This window comes from Sphingomonas bacterium, from assembly GCF_903643035.1.
GTDB lineage: Bacteria > Pseudomonadota > Alphaproteobacteria > Sphingomonadales > Sphingomonadaceae > Sphingomonas.
This window is the reverse complement of sequence record NZ_CAHJWW010000055.1, coordinates 1-13,349: the sequence shown is the minus strand read 5'-3', so window position 1 is coordinate 13,349 and position 13,349 is coordinate 1. Positions and strand designations below refer to the sequence as shown.

At 68.3% G+C, this 13,349-nt stretch carries 15 protein-coding genes; 8 read left to right on the top strand and 7 right to left on the bottom strand.

Annotated features, from left to right (window positions below):
- From HUV01_RS05490 to HUV01_RS05470, 5 genes are all read left to right on the top strand, one after another.
- The coding region (locus HUV01_RS05490) for an aldehyde dehydrogenase family protein (protein ID WP_174297303.1) at positions 1-1,296 on the top strand (1,296 nt) is incomplete at its 5' end.
- A 170-nt stretch (positions 1,297-1,466) separates the two neighbouring features.
- Positions 1,467-1,763, top strand: a complete 297-nt coding sequence (locus HUV01_RS05485; RefSeq protein ID WP_174297302.1) for a DUF2849 domain-containing protein — start codon at positions 1,467-1,469, stop codon at positions 1,761-1,763.
- A gap of 112 nt (positions 1,764-1,875) precedes the next feature.
- A complete protein-coding gene (locus HUV01_RS05480; protein WP_174297301.1) occupies positions 1,876-3,528 on the top strand; it encodes a nitrite/sulfite reductase in 1,653 nt (550 codons plus the stop codon).
- Positions 3,529-3,637: 109 nt separating this feature from the next.
- Entirely contained in the window at positions 3,638-4,066 is a 429-nt protein-coding gene (locus HUV01_RS05475) for a DUF934 domain-containing protein (RefSeq protein ID WP_254606404.1), read from the top strand.
- On the top strand, positions 4,059-4,817 hold the full coding sequence (locus HUV01_RS05470; protein WP_174297299.1) for a phosphoadenylyl-sulfate reductase: 759 nt from the start codon (positions 4,059-4,061) through the stop codon (positions 4,815-4,817). The genes HUV01_RS05475 and HUV01_RS05470 overlap by 8 nt, the downstream gene beginning before the upstream one ends.
- 15 nt (positions 4,818-4,832) lie before the next feature.
- Here HUV01_RS05470 and ychF read toward each other — a convergent pair whose 3' ends face one another.
- Both ychF and HUV01_RS05460 read right to left on the bottom strand, forming a co-directional pair.
- Positions 4,833-5,933, bottom strand: a complete 1,101-nt coding sequence (gene ychF / locus HUV01_RS05465) for a redox-regulated ATPase YchF (protein ID WP_174297298.1) — start codon at positions 5,931-5,933, stop codon at positions 4,833-4,835.
- A gap of 165 nt (positions 5,934-6,098) precedes the next feature.
- Entirely contained in the window at positions 6,099-6,278 is a 180-nt protein-coding gene (locus HUV01_RS05460) for a hypothetical protein (RefSeq protein ID WP_174297297.1), read from the bottom strand.
- Between HUV01_RS05460 and HUV01_RS05455 the strand changes: the two genes are divergently transcribed.
- Positions 6,256-6,783: a hypothetical protein gene (locus HUV01_RS05455; RefSeq protein WP_174297296.1), complete on the top strand. Its 528-nt coding sequence runs from the start codon at positions 6,256-6,258 to the stop codon at positions 6,781-6,783. The two genes, HUV01_RS05460 and HUV01_RS05455, sit on opposite strands and share 23 nt — an antisense overlap.
- A gap of 161 nt (positions 6,784-6,944) precedes the next feature.
- Here the strand turns inward: HUV01_RS05455 and HUV01_RS05450 are convergent, their stop codons facing one another.
- From HUV01_RS05450 to HUV01_RS05430, 5 genes are all read right to left on the bottom strand, one after another.
- Complete coding sequence (locus HUV01_RS05450) at positions 6,945-7,286, bottom strand: hypothetical protein (RefSeq protein ID WP_174297295.1); 342 nt, start codon at positions 7,284-7,286, stop codon at positions 6,945-6,947.
- Between the two features lie 257 nt (positions 7,287-7,543).
- The gene (locus HUV01_RS05445) at positions 7,544-7,729 is read right to left on the bottom strand and encodes a hypothetical protein (RefSeq protein ID WP_174297294.1); all 186 of its coding nucleotides are present in this window, start codon (positions 7,727-7,729) and stop codon (positions 7,544-7,546) included.
- Between the two features lie 161 nt (positions 7,730-7,890).
- The gene (gene pth, locus HUV01_RS05440; RefSeq protein WP_174297293.1) at positions 7,891-8,466 is read right to left on the bottom strand and encodes an aminoacyl-tRNA hydrolase; all 576 of its coding nucleotides are present in this window, start codon (positions 8,464-8,466) and stop codon (positions 7,891-7,893) included.
- A gap of 82 nt (positions 8,467-8,548) precedes the next feature.
- Positions 8,549-9,241 (bottom strand): 50S ribosomal protein L25/general stress protein Ctc, encoded by a 693-nt coding sequence (locus HUV01_RS05435; protein ID WP_174297292.1) that lies wholly within the window; start codon positions 9,239-9,241, stop codon positions 8,549-8,551.
- Positions 9,242-9,461: 220 nt separating this feature from the next.
- A complete protein-coding gene (locus tag HUV01_RS05430; RefSeq protein ID WP_254606403.1) occupies positions 9,462-10,358 on the bottom strand; it encodes a TraB/GumN family protein in 897 nt (298 codons plus the stop codon).
- A 100-nt stretch (positions 10,359-10,458) separates the two neighbouring features.
- Here HUV01_RS05430 and HUV01_RS05425 point away from each other — a divergent pair, with 100 nt between their 5' ends.
- Positions 10,459-11,352, top strand: coding sequence for a glycine--tRNA ligase subunit alpha (locus HUV01_RS05425; protein ID WP_174297291.1), 894 nt, complete (start codon positions 10,459-10,461; stop codon positions 11,350-11,352).
- A gap of 13 nt (positions 11,353-11,365) precedes the next feature.
- A partial coding sequence (gene glyS, locus HUV01_RS05420; protein WP_174297290.1) for a glycine--tRNA ligase subunit beta occupies positions 11,366-13,349 on the top strand: 1,984 nt, incomplete at its 3' end.

Sequence of the window (13,349 nt, the reverse complement as noted above, 5' to 3'; positions counted from 1 at the left end):
GCGCGCGCCCTGCCCTATCGGATCGAGACGCTGCGCCGCTTCGCCAACGTGGTCCGCCAGCGGCACGAGCCGTTCGCCGACCTGCTGGCGCGCGAGACCGGCCGGCCGCTGTGGGAGGCGCGCGCCGAGATCGACGGCGTCATCGCGCGGGTCGACGCGTCCGTCTCCGGCTTCGCGGAGCGCACCGCCCAGCGCCGGCTCGACTCGCCGATGGGCAGCCGCACCGCGTTGCGCCACAAGCCGCATGGCGTGATCGGCGTGATCGCGCCCGCCTGCACCCCGGTCGAGATCGCCGCCGGCCACCTGATCCCGGCGCTGATCGCGGGCAATGCGGTGGTGCTCAAGCCGTCGGAGAAGACGCCGGCGGTCGCGGTCTTCCTCGTCGAATGCCTGCTCGCCGCCGGCGTCCCGGAGGCGAGCGTGCGGCTGGCGATCGGCGGCCCGGCGGAGGGACGCGCACTGGCCGCTAGCGCGGATGTCGACGGGCTGTTCTTCACCGGATCGGCGCGCACCGGCGCCGCGCTCCACCGCGCCGGCGCCGAGCGGCCGGACCGGCTGCTGGCGCTGGAGATGGGCGGCAACAACGCGATCCTCGCCTGGGACACGCCCGACCTCGCGGCGGCGGCGGCGATCGTCGTCCAGTCCGCCTTCGCCTCGGCGGGCCAGCGGTGCACCGCCGCCGGCCGGCTGGTGGTGGACGACGCGATCGCCGACGCGCTGTTCGACCAGGTCGCGCGCCTGTCGGACCGGCTGATCGTCGGCGCGCCGCACGACGATCCCGCGCCGTTCATGGGGCCGGTGGCGGACGACGAGGCGGCCGACGGCCTGATCGACAGGTTCCTGGACCTGATCCTGCGCGGCGGGCGCGCGATCCGCCACCTCGGCCGGCCCGATCCCGACCGGCCTTTCCTGACGCCGGCGATCATCGACGTGACCGGCGTGTCCGATCGGGTGGACGCCGCCCTGTTCGGCCCGGTGCTTCAGGTGCAGCGCGTCGCGAGCTTCGAGGAGGGCATCGCGGCGGTGAACGCCACCCGCTTCGGCCTGTCGGCGACGCTGCTGGGACAGACGCCGGCGCTGTACGACCGGTTCTGGGCGGGCACGCGCGCCGGCATCGTCAACTGGAACCGGCCGAGTCACGGCGCCGGCCCCGGCGCGCCGTCGGGCGGCACCGGCTGGTCGGGCAACCACCGGCCGGGCGGCTGGTACGCCGCCGACCGCTGCGCCTATCCGGTGGTGTCGATGGAGGCGGAGGCGGCGCGCGCGATGATGGGCATCGGGCTGCGGGACGGATAGGCGGGTCCGCGCCGGCGCCATTGATCCGGTCGCAGGGCCAAACTTTCGCTTCCCCCGCGTAAAGGTTACGATCACTTGTTCCCCGAAGCGGCGCGGACCATCTCGGGCCAACGCCGTCGCGCTCCCGCGACGAGGCCGCGCGCCGCGCCGACGGGGCATGAGGAGGCGCAATGAAGCTGCTGACCGGAAACGACCTGCCGACGGGCGACGTCATCTGGTGGACCGGCACGGGCTGGTCGCGCCGGGTGGAGGACGCGGCGGACACGGCCGCGGGCGGCGAGGACGTCGCCCGGTCGGAGGAACACGCGCGCCGCGTCAACGGCCCCTATCTGATCGACGCGACGGCCACGCCGGCCGGTCCGCGCCCCGCGCACATCAAGGACCGGATCCGCGCGCTCGGCCCCACCGTCCGCCCGGACCTGACGCTCAGGCCCGGCGACGCGGCGGCGCTGGCGGCGGTCGCATGACCTGCCTCGTCCACGCCCCGCGCCGTCACTTCGGCGGACGCCGGGGCCTCCTTGAACCCGACGTGCGCTCACGGCACGAGACCCTGGCGTTCGCCGGGATGGCGAGGCGCTGATGTACCGATACGACCAGTACGACCAGACGATCGTCGACGACCGCGTCGACGAGTTCCGCGACCAGGTACGCCGCCGGCTGTCGGGCGAGCTGACCGAGGACCAGTTCAAGCCGCTCAGGCTGATGAACGGGCTGTACCTCCAGCTGCACGCCTACATGCTGCGCATCGCGGTGCCCTATGGCACGCTCGACTCGCGCCAGATGCGGATGCTGGCGCATATCGCGCGCACCTATGATCGCGGCTACGGCCATTTCACCACCCGCCAGAACATCCAGTTCAACTGGATCAAACTGGAGGACACGCCCGACATCCTCGCCGATCTGGCGACGACGCAGATGCATGCGATCCAGACGAGCGGCAACTGCATCCGCAACATCTCGTCGGATCAGTTCGCGGGCGCGGCGGCGGACGAGGTGGCGGACCCGCGGCCCTGGGCCGAGCTGATCCGGCAATGGTCGACCTTCCACCCGGAGTTCAGCTATCTGCCGCGCAAGTTCAAGATCGCGGTGATCGCGGCGGACGAGGACCGCGCGGCGATGCGGCTGCACGACATCGGCATCCAGCTCGTCATGCGGCCCGACGAGGCCGGGCGACCCGTGCTGGGCGCGCGGGTGTTCGTGGGCGGCGGCATGGGCCGCACGCCGATGATCGGGCCGGAGCTGCGCGACTTCGTCGGCGCCGACGACCTGATGAGCTATCTCGAGGCGGCGCTGCGCGTCTACAACCGCCACGGCCGGCGCGACAACATCTACAAGGCGCGGATCAAGATCCTGGTCCACGAACTCGGCATCGACGCCTATCGCGCGGCGGTGGAGGCGGAGTTCGTGGCGGTGAAGGCGCTGGGCATCGACCCGCCCGCCGCCGAACTCGCGCGCATCACCGCCATGTTCGCGCCGCCCGCCTTTGCCGACGGCGCGGCCGGCGATGCCGGGCCGGACCGGTCCAATCCCGATTTCGCGGCCTGGCTCGACCGGAACGTCCACCCGCACAAGCAGCCCGGCCATGCGATCGTGACGATCAGCCTGAAGCCGCCCGGCGGTATCCCCGGCGACGCCACGGCTGACCAGATGGACCTGATAGCTGATCTGGCGCAACGTCTGGGCCATGACGAGTTGCGCGTGACGCATAGTCAGAACCTCGTCCTCCCCCATGTCCGCGTGGGCGACCTTTGCGACCTTTGGACGGCCCTGCGCGACGCGGGACTGGCGGCGGCGAACGTCGACCTCATCAGCGACATCATCGCCTGCCCCGGCCTCGACTATTGCAGCCTCGCCAACGCGCGCTCGATCCCGCTCGCGCAGAAGATCGGCGCCCGCTTCGCCGACCCCGTCCGCCAGCGCGACCTGGGCGAGCTGAAGCTGAAGATCAGCGGCTGCATCAACGCATGCGGCCATCATCACGCCGGCCACATCGGCATCCTCGGCGTCGACAGGAAGGGCGTCGAGAACTACCAGCTGCTGCTCGGCGGGTCGGGCGCCCAGGACGTGAGCCTGGGAAGGATCACCGGCCCCGGCTTCTCGGAGGACGGTGTCGTCGACGCGATCGAGCGCGTGACCGACCGCTATCTCCAGGTCCGCGACGAGGGCGAGCGGTTCCTCGATACCTATCGCCGCGTCGGCATGGATGCGTTCAAGGAGGCGATCTATGGTTGACCCGTCGTCCGCTCCCGTGCCGCCTTCGGGGGAGAGGCAGGTCGGCCTGTCCGGCGACGATCCCGATCAGGGCGAGTGGACCGCGCAGCCGCCCGCTCCCGCGACCGGCGTGCCGACGCTCCTGCGGTTCCGCGACGATGCCGCGTCCGACGAGCAGGCGGTCGCGCTCGACGCGTTCCTCGCCGGCCGGACCAATGCCGGCGCGGTGCGGCTGGAAGCGGGCGACGATGCGCGCGCGCTGTTGCCGCATCTCGGCCGGCTCGCGCTGGTGGAGTTCGGGTTCGCGAGCTTCCGCGACGGGCGGGGCTATTCGGCCGCGCGCATCCTGCGCGAGGGCGGGTACGCGGGCGAGCTGCGCGCCACGGGCGACGTGCTGGTCGACCAGCTGCCCTTCATGCGCCGCTGCGGCTTCGACAGCTTCGCGCCCGACGCGCCCATCGATGCGGAGGTGCTCGCCCGCTCGCTGGCGCGTTACGCGCATCCCTATCAAGCGGCGGCCGACGACATCGTTCCCGTCTGGAAGCTGCGGCATGGCTGAACCGGCGCGCCTGATCGACGTGCTGGCGATGCAGCCGGCGATCACCTCCGTCACCGCGGCTGCGATGGACGCGCGTTTTGCCGGCGTGCCCGCTCCCGCGATGCTGGCCGAGCTGCTGACCGGTGAACTGGCCGGGCGCACTGCCGCGGTCTCGTCGTTCGGCGCCGAGTCGGCGGTGCTCCTTCACATGGTCGCGCAGATCGACCGCGACGTGCCGGTGGTGTTCACCAACACGCAGAAGATGTTCGGCGAGACGCTGGCGTATCGCGACGAGCTGGCCGAGCGGCTGGGGCTGACGGACCTGCGCGTCTATCGCCCCGATCCCCGTCTGCTGCGGCTGCAGGACGAGAAGGGGCTGCGCTGGTCCTACGATCCCGACGGCTGCTGCGAGCTTCGCAAGGTGGAACCGCTGCGCCGTGCGCTGGCGCCGTTCGGTGCATGGATCTCCGGCCGCAAGGGGTATCAGGCCGGCACGCGCCTCGCGATGCCGCGGTTCGAGGCAGACGAGGGCAAGCTCAAGATCAACCCGCTCGCCGACTGGTCCAAGGCGGACCTCGACGCCTATTTCGCGGACCACGACCTGCCGCGTCATCCCCTGGAAGCGCAGGGCTTCCTATCGATCGGCTGCGCGCCCTGCACCAGCAAGGTGCGCGCCGGCGAGGACCCGCGCGCGGGGCGCTGGCGGGGTTGGGACAAGGTGGAATGCGGCATCCACGTTCCGGCGGCGCCGGGCGAGGAGCCCGTGTTCTAGGCAGGCCGGAACCGATCACACGTTGAAGCGGAACAGCATCACGTCGCCGTCGTGGACGAGGTACTCCTTGCCCTCCTGCCGCAGCTTGCCGGCGTCGCGCGCGCCCGCCTCGCCGCCCAGCGCGACATAGTCGTCGAACGCGGTCGTCTCCGCGCGGATGAAGCCGCGCTCGAAGTCGGAGTGGATCACGCCCGCCGCCTGCGGAGCCTTGGCGCCCACCGGCACCGTCCACGCGCGCGCCTCCTTCGGGCCGACCGTGAAGAAGGTGATGAGACGTAGCAGGCGATAGCCGGCGCGGATCACGCGGGCGAGGCCCGTCTCCTCCAGCCCCAGCTCGGCAAGGAACTCCACCCGCTCGTCCGCCGGCATCGTCGCGATCTCCGCCTCGATCGCGGCGGACACGACCACCGCCTCCGCGCCCTCCGCCGCCGCCTTGTCGAACACCCGCGCCGAGAGCGCGTTGCCATTGGCCGTATCGCCCTCGTCGACGTTGCAGACATACAGCACCGGCTTGGCCGTCAACAGCTGCGCCTGCGCGAGTGCGCGCGCCTCCTCCTCGTCCTTGGGCCTCATCAGCCGGGCAGGCTTGCCCTCGCGCAGCAGGTCGAGCGCCCGGCCGAGAACGGCGGCGCCGATCTTCGCCTCCTTGTCCCCCTGCTGCGCCTTCTTGGCGAGATTGGGTACGCGCTTCTCCAGGCTTTCGAGGTCGGACAACATCAGCTCCGTCTCGACCGTCTCCGCATCCGCAATCGGATCGACACGTCCCTCGACATGGGTCACGTCGCCGCCCTCGAAGCAGCGCAGGACGTGGACGATCGCGTCGACCTCGCGGATGTTCCCCAGGAACTGGTTGCCCAGCCCCTCCCCCTTGCTCGCGCCACGCACCAGACCTGCGATATCGACGAAGCCCAGCTGCGTCTCGACGATCTTGGCCGATCGGGCGATGCCCGCCAGCGCGACCAGCCGGTCGTCGGGCACCGCGACCTGGCCGACATTGGGCTCGATCGTGCAGAAGGGATAGTTGGCGGCCTGCGCGGCGGCCGTCTCGGTCAGGGCATTGAAGAGCGTCGATTTGCCGACGTTCGGCAAGCCGACGATGCCGCAGCGGAAACCCATGCGCGTCTCGTTCTGATAAGGAAGGGAAAGCGCCGCCTCTACGACTTGCCCGACGTCGGCGCCAGTGATCGACGTATGGGATGACTTTCGATTCAGGCTCTGCCGACACAAGCTGAGCTGAAAAAAGTTCCTGGTGGTCGCTGCGGTTTTTTCGGATCGGCGCGGTCATCGGTTCGGGCAGGCTGTTGGCTGCCGGTTGCTCTTGGCGGTGGAAACGACGATGCGGCGACTGATCGGATTTGCGATGGTGGCGACGGCGGCGACAACGACCGCGCAGCCGGCCCTGGCGGCGGATGCATCATCGGCGTCGACGATGACCAGCTTGCTGGCCCCGTTCGCGAGCATCGCCGCTCCCGCCAGCGCGCCCGCCGAGCCCGACTATCGTCTGCATGCGCTGATCGATGCCAGGCCAACGCCGCAGCTTGCGGCCGACGATCAAATCAACTCCCTGCGCCGTGGATTTGGCGGCACGATGGTGGATTATTTCCCGCTCGGCGGCGATGGTTTCCACATCTCGGGAGGCAGCCGCTTCTACAGCCGTGGTCCGGGGCGCGCCGCCAGCATCGACTCGCGAGGGCTCGTCGACATGCGCTACGTCACCCTGTTGTATGCCCCGCGTACGATTCTGGCGCGCGCCAGCCGCCGGATGACGCCGGCGCTGACGTTCGGCTACACCAAGCTGGTCCAGGGCGGCATCTCGCTGGGGGTCGAGGGCGGCGCGATGCTCGGGCGTTTCGATACGCTGGCCGGATCCCTGGCGCGCCCGCCGCGACTGCGCGGCGCCGGCGTCTCTGATGGCGCCGGTCAACTCAGCCAAGTCGCGCGGCTGACGTTCGGCTATCATTTCTGAAAGCTTGTTCGCCGACCGCGCGCTACCTCAATATTGGCGCATCAAGACCGGTTGCTTCAGGTAAAGCCGTTACTGATCGATGTGCCTTCACCGTTCGCGCAAGGTACGATCGAGCCGGGCAGGTCGGGCAACCCCGATCGTGTAGGAGCACCACCTCATACTCAGTCCCGACCGACCGGAGCGTTGGCGAGCAATGCTGCGACCTGTGCCATCGCGCTTGCTGCCTCGCCCGCGGCGACCTCGTCGACCAGCAGTCGCAGCGTCGCGCGAGCGGTCGCATGTTCGCCCAACCGTACCGCCCGCCAGATCGCCAGTACCGCGGCTTCACCGTCGTCGACATGCGAGTAGCAGGGACGTTGGAAGGTAAGCTGGTCGACCGAACCACGATCAAGCGCACGCATCGCGCGATCGAAGGGCGCGACCGCCTCCAGACCGGCAAGCACGCGGGCGGCAGCTTCAACTGGATCACCACCCAAGGTCAGCGCGTGAACCCAGCTCCGCATGGCGGCGAGTAACGAGCGATCCGACAAGGATAGGTCGACGATCGGGCGATCGAGAAACTGATACACGCAAGGCACCTCGCTGCTAATGCGACTGCCTCTCATTACGCTTCTGGTCGACAACGTCAACATCGATCGTTTCGACGCACTGGTTGCAAGCCTCTACAGTCCCGACACTAAAAAGATGGCCGGCACGACAAACGTCGCACCGGCCTTCATGCCGTCCTGTCTCGAAACCTGTGTTCCGTCGGTATTGTCGATCAGGCAGTCACGGGCTCGAAGTGGCCGCACCAGTCATTGGCCTCGACCTTCGGCCATACGCCGACCGCATCCACGCTGGGACTGACTGGCGGGTTGTAACGGCACAGACCGAGGTCGGCTTTCGTGTCCGCGTCGAAATAAGCGCACTTGGCGCAGGCGGCGGTTCCGGCGGTTACGAGAGCCATCAGACATTCCCTTCAGCAAAGCAAAATCGCAAGTCTCTTGCTGTACGCTTGTAATACTCACCAGGTTCCAAAAGCAACGGGAAACATCTTTGCCGGTCCAATCACTATTAAGACCTATTCGCAAATCTAAACTCAAGTAGTCGCTAACAGTTCGCAATACCTTACTTGGCTGTCTGGAGCCGGAGCGCGACCTCGCTCATGAAGCGTGCATCGTCGCGCCGCGCCAGCCAGCCGATTTCTGCCCCGACCGCGCCAAGCATCTCGCCCAACGCGTCGACCTCCGCCTTCGCGAACCCGCCCAGCACATGGCCGGTCACCCTGTCCTTGTGCCCCGGATGACCGATGCCCAGCCGGACCCGCCGGAACTCGGCGCCGAGATGACTGTCGATCGAGCGCAGGCCGTTATGACCGGCAGTGCCGCCCCCGGTCTTCACTCTCACCTTGAAAGCGGTGAGGTCGAGCTCGTCGTGAAAGACGGTCAGCGCCTCCACGCCCAGCTTGTAGAAGCGCAACGCTTCGGCCACCGAACGACCGCTGTCGTTCATGAACGTGGCGGGCTTGAGCAGCAGCAACCGGTCGGTCCCGATCCGGCCCTCCTGCGTCCAGCCCTGAAACTGCTTCCTCACCACGCCGAACCCGTGGTTCGCGGCGATCGCATCCACCGCCATGAAACCGATATTGTGCCGGTGCATCGCATATTGCGGCCCCGGATTTCCGAGCCCGACCCACAGCTGCATGGCTTTCTCCTACCAACGGAAAGGGGCAGGCAGGCGTTGCCGCCCACCTGCCCCTGTCATCCGCGCCGCATGTGGATGCGTCCTACTCGGAGCGGCCCTCGCCACCGGTCGCGCCGGCGTCGGCCTGCTCGGTCGGCGTCTCCGCCTCCGGAACCAGCCCGGCGTCCATCGCCGCCAGCTCGGCGCCCGGCGTCTCGGCGTCCGCGCCCTCGGCGCGTAGCGCGGACGGGGCGACGATCGTGGCGACGGTGAAATCGCGGTCGGCCGTCGCCGGCGCGGCCCCGGCGGGCAGCGTCACGTCGCCGATGTGGATCGAGTCGCCCACTTCCTTGCCAGCGAGCGAGATGCTGATCTCGCTCGGGATCTCGGCGGCGTCGACGACCAGCTCCAGCTCGTGCCGCACGATGTTGAGCACGCCACCGCGGGCGAGGCCGGGCGCGTCTTCCTCGCCGGTGAACACCACGGGCACCGCCACATGGACGGTCGCGTGCTCGTCGATGCGCAGGAAGTCGACATGGACGGGCCGATCGGTGACCGGGTCGAACGCCACATCCTTGGGCAGCGTTCGCGTGCCGGCGACGACGACGACCGTTGTCATGAAATGCCCGGTGGCCAGCGCGCGTGCGAGCGCCTTTTCCTCAAGGTGTATCGAGGCCGGAGCCTTGTTCTGGCCATAGATAACGGCGGGCACGCGACCTGTCCGACGAAGCGCGCGGGAGGCTCCCTTGCCCACCCGCTCGCGCGTCTCGGCCGCGAGCGTCAACTGGTCGCTCATTGCGGTATCCTTCAAGACATTGATGTTTCCGCCTACGCCTTCAGGGATGACCATTGGCGGAAGCGCGCGCCGATAGCGGAAAATCATGATCGGAGCAACTGCGGGATAGGTCCGGCAACTCCTGCCCCGCTCATCCCGAGCCTTTCCAAGGACCGCCTTCCTGTCGCCTGTTCAAGGAAAGCCAGTGTCTCGACAGGCTCGGCATGAACAAGGGCGGGCCCTAGTAGCTTACCCGTACCGCCCTGATCCCCAGCTTCGCCAACTGCTGTTGCACGCTCTGTGGCCCGGCCAGATGCCCTGCACCCACCGCCATGAAAACGGTGCCCGGCGTTTTCAGCCGGTTCTGGATCCAGCCTGCCCACCGCTTGTTGCGGTCGACCAGCAGCACTCTTGCCACCTCGGGCGAAGCCTTCAGGCTGTCGTTCATCTCGCGTGCCAGCGCATCGGGCTGCCCCTTTGCCCATTCTTCCACCATCGTCGACATCGTCGGCCCGACCTTGGGCAACTCGTCGAGCGTCGCATCCAGAAAGCCGATCTGCGCCTTGTCGGACAGCTGACCGAAAAAGCCGATCTGCTGCTCGGCGGTCTCCAGGCCGACGACCGGCTTGTTCTGCGCCTTCGCCTGCGCGGTGATGATCGTTTCCGGACCGTTCGCAGGGTCATAGCCCAGCTTCATGAGCGGCAGGATCGACAGGTTGGTCGCCGCGAACCAGGGCTTGACCCGATCAAAGGCATCGGCGGAGATGCCAAGGCCGGCCAGCGCATCGCCAAATTGTTTCCGGCGGGCAGGCGGCAATCGCTGGGTGAGGGTCGGGCCGGTGGGCTGCGTCGCATTGGCGACAACGATCCTCTGCATCGCCGCGGCGTCGGGCAGCACCAGTTCCAGCACGATCTGATCCGACGCGTCGAACGCCTTGCGCACCGCCTCGTCGAACCAGGTCAGACCGGGCTTCAGAACGTGGATCGTGCCGAACAGATAGACGGTCGTGCCGTGATCCTTGACCACCCACAATGCGGGATCGGCATCCTGGACCTTGGGTACGGCCTGCTGTTGCGCGCAGGCGGGCATGGCGGCGCAGGCGAGGAACAGGAAGGCTAGTCGGCGCAACAGGAACACGGCGGAACGGCCTTTCGCAGGAGATGCCGCGCCCTAGCCGCTCGCCAGGCTCCGCGCCACTTGCTTGATTAGACCGTCCCCATCCGGCAAGACGCGGCCGATGTCAGCCCACAAGGCCACCGGGCCGCTTTCCTTTCAGCGAATGATCCTCACGCTTCATGATTACTGGAGCGAGTACGGCTGCGTCATCCTCCAGCCGTACGACATGGAGATGGGGGCAGGCACCTTCCATCCGGCCACCAGCCTGCGCGCGCTCGGCCCCGATCCATGGAATGCCGCCTTCGTCCAGCCGTGCCGCCGGCCGACCGACGGGCGCTACGGCGAGAACCCCAACCGGCTCGGCGCCTATTACCAGTATCAGGTCATCCTGAAGCCCAGCCCGCCCGACCTGCAGGAGCTGTACCTCGGCAGCCTGCTGGCGATCGGCGTCGACGTCATGCGCCACGACATCCGTTTCGTGGAGGACGATTGGGAGAGCCCCACGCTCGGCGCCTGGGGGCTCGGCTGGGAGGTGTGGTGCGACGGGATGGAGGTGACGCAGTTCACCTATTTCCAGCAGATGGGCGGGTTCGACTGCCGGCCCGTGGCGGGCGAGCTGACCTATGGGCTGGAGCGGCTGGCGATGTACATCCAGGACGTCGACAACGTGTATGATCTCGCATTCAACGATGCCGGCGTGAGCTACGGCGACGTGTTCCTGAAGAACGAGCGGCAGATGAGCCGCTGGAACTTCGAGGTCGCGGACACCGACACGCTGTTCGACCAGTTCCGCAAGGCCGCCGCCGAGTGCGAGAACTGCCTGGCCCCGAAGGACGGCGGGGACCCACTGCCGATTCCCGCCTATGAGCAGGCGATCCGCGCGAGCCATGTCTTCAACACGCTCCAGGCGCGCGGCGTGATCTCGGTCGCCGAGCGGCAGGCGTACATCGGCCGGGTCCGCGACCTGGCGAAGGGCGCGTGCGGCGCGTGGATGGAGAACAACGGGTGGGCGTGACGGGGCGAGCGCCATGACCGACTTCCTCCTCGAACTCCGCTCGGAAGAGATCCCGGCGCGCATGCAGGCCAAGGCCCGCGAGGACCTCGCCCGGCTGTTCGCGGCCGAGCTGGCGCGCGCCGGGCTCGTTGCGGCGGAGACGATAACCTACGCCACCCCCCGCCGCCTCGCGTTGATCGCGCGCGGGCTGCCCGAGACGACCCCCGCCACGCGCGAGGAGACCAAGGGTCCCCGCGCCACCGCGCCAGCCCAGGCGCTCGACGGCTTCCTGCGCAAGACCGGCCTGTCGCGCGAGCAGCTGGTCGAGCGCGACGGCGTCCTGTTCGCGGTCGCCCTGCGGCCCGGCCGGCCGGTGGTCGACGTGCTGGCGGAAGCGATCCCGGCGGTGATCCGGGCGTTTCCGTGGTCCAGGTCGATGCGTTGGGGCGCGGCCTCCGCCTCGACGGAGTCGTTGCGCTGGGTCCGCCCGCTGCATGGCATCGTCGCGCTGCTGGGGGACGAGATCGTGTCGGTCGAGATCGCCGGCATCACGAGCTCCGCGACGACGCTCGGGCACCGCTTCCACCATCCCGGCCCGATCACGATCGGCTCGGCGGGGGATTACGCCGCCAAGCTGCGCGCCTGCCATGTGATGATCGACCCCGCCGAGCGCGAGGCGCTGATACGCGATCGCGCCGCCGAACTGGCGGCGGAGGCGGGGCTGGAGTTGATCGCCGACGAGGGGCTGGTGGCGGAGAACGCCGGGCTGACCGAATGGCCGGTCCCGCTGCCCGGCCGCTTCGACCCCGCGTTCCTGGCGGTACCGCCCGAGGTGATCCGGCTGACGGCGCGGGTGAACCAGAAATACTTCGTATGCCGCTCTCCCCTCCCGCTCGCGGAAAGCGCCGGGGATGGGCAGGACGGCGCGCTCGCGAACGCGTTCATCTGCACCGCCAACATCGACGCGGCGGACGGCGGGGCGGCGATCGTGGAGGGCAACCGCAAGGTGCTCGCCGCGCGGCTGGCCGACGCGCGCTTCTTCTATGAGCAGGATTTGAAGGTGCCGCTGGCGGATCAGGCGGCGAAGCTCGACCGGATCGTGTTCCACGAGAAGCTCGGCACCGTGGCGGACAAGGTCGATAGGGTGGCGAAACTCGCCCGCTGGCTGGTGGAGGAGGGGAGAAAGGAGCTGGCCGACCTCGCCGAGCGCGCGGCGCGGCTGTGCAAGGCCGACCTCGTCACCGCCATGGTCGGCGAGTTCCCCGAACTGCAGGGCGTGATGGGGGGCTATTACGCCGCAGCGCAGGGCGAGGACCCCCGCGTCGCCGCGGCGATCCGCGATCATTACAAGCCGGTCGGCCAGGGCGACGAGGTCCCGACCGCGCCGGTGACGGTGGCGGTCAGTCTGGCGGACAAGCTGGACACGCTGGCAGGATTCTTTGTCGAACGAATGCCGCCAAGTGGTTCACGCGATCCGTTCGCTTTGCGCCGAGCGGCTCTTGGCATAATTAGGATTATTATAGAAAACGAGCTTAGATTACCCCTCTTGTATGTTTCTTTTGTTGCGGCCGACCCCATTGCTTTTCGTCGACAAGTTAGTCCAATTGCAAGAGCACTTCCCGCGATAGATAAGATCGCTCAATTAGAAACTTCGCTTAGTTGGAAACAGACGTTTGCCGCATTAATTAAGGCTACGACAGCGCAAGCAAACGCAGAAGCTTCTCATTTCACATCTCAGGCCGAAACGGCATCGATTGCTCTTCTCGACTTCTTCGCCGACCGCCTCAAGGTACAACAGCGCGAAGCCGGCGTCCGCCACGACCTGATCGACGCCGTCTTCGCGCTCGGGGGCGAGGACGACCTCGTCCGCCTCCTCGCCCGCGTCCACGCGCTCCAGGCGTTCGTGGGGACGGCCGACGGCGCGAACCTGCTCGCCGGGTACAAGCGCGCGGCGAATATCCTGAAGAAGGAGGGGTGGAGCGCCGCTCCCCTCCCGCTCGCGGGAGGGGCTGGGGGTG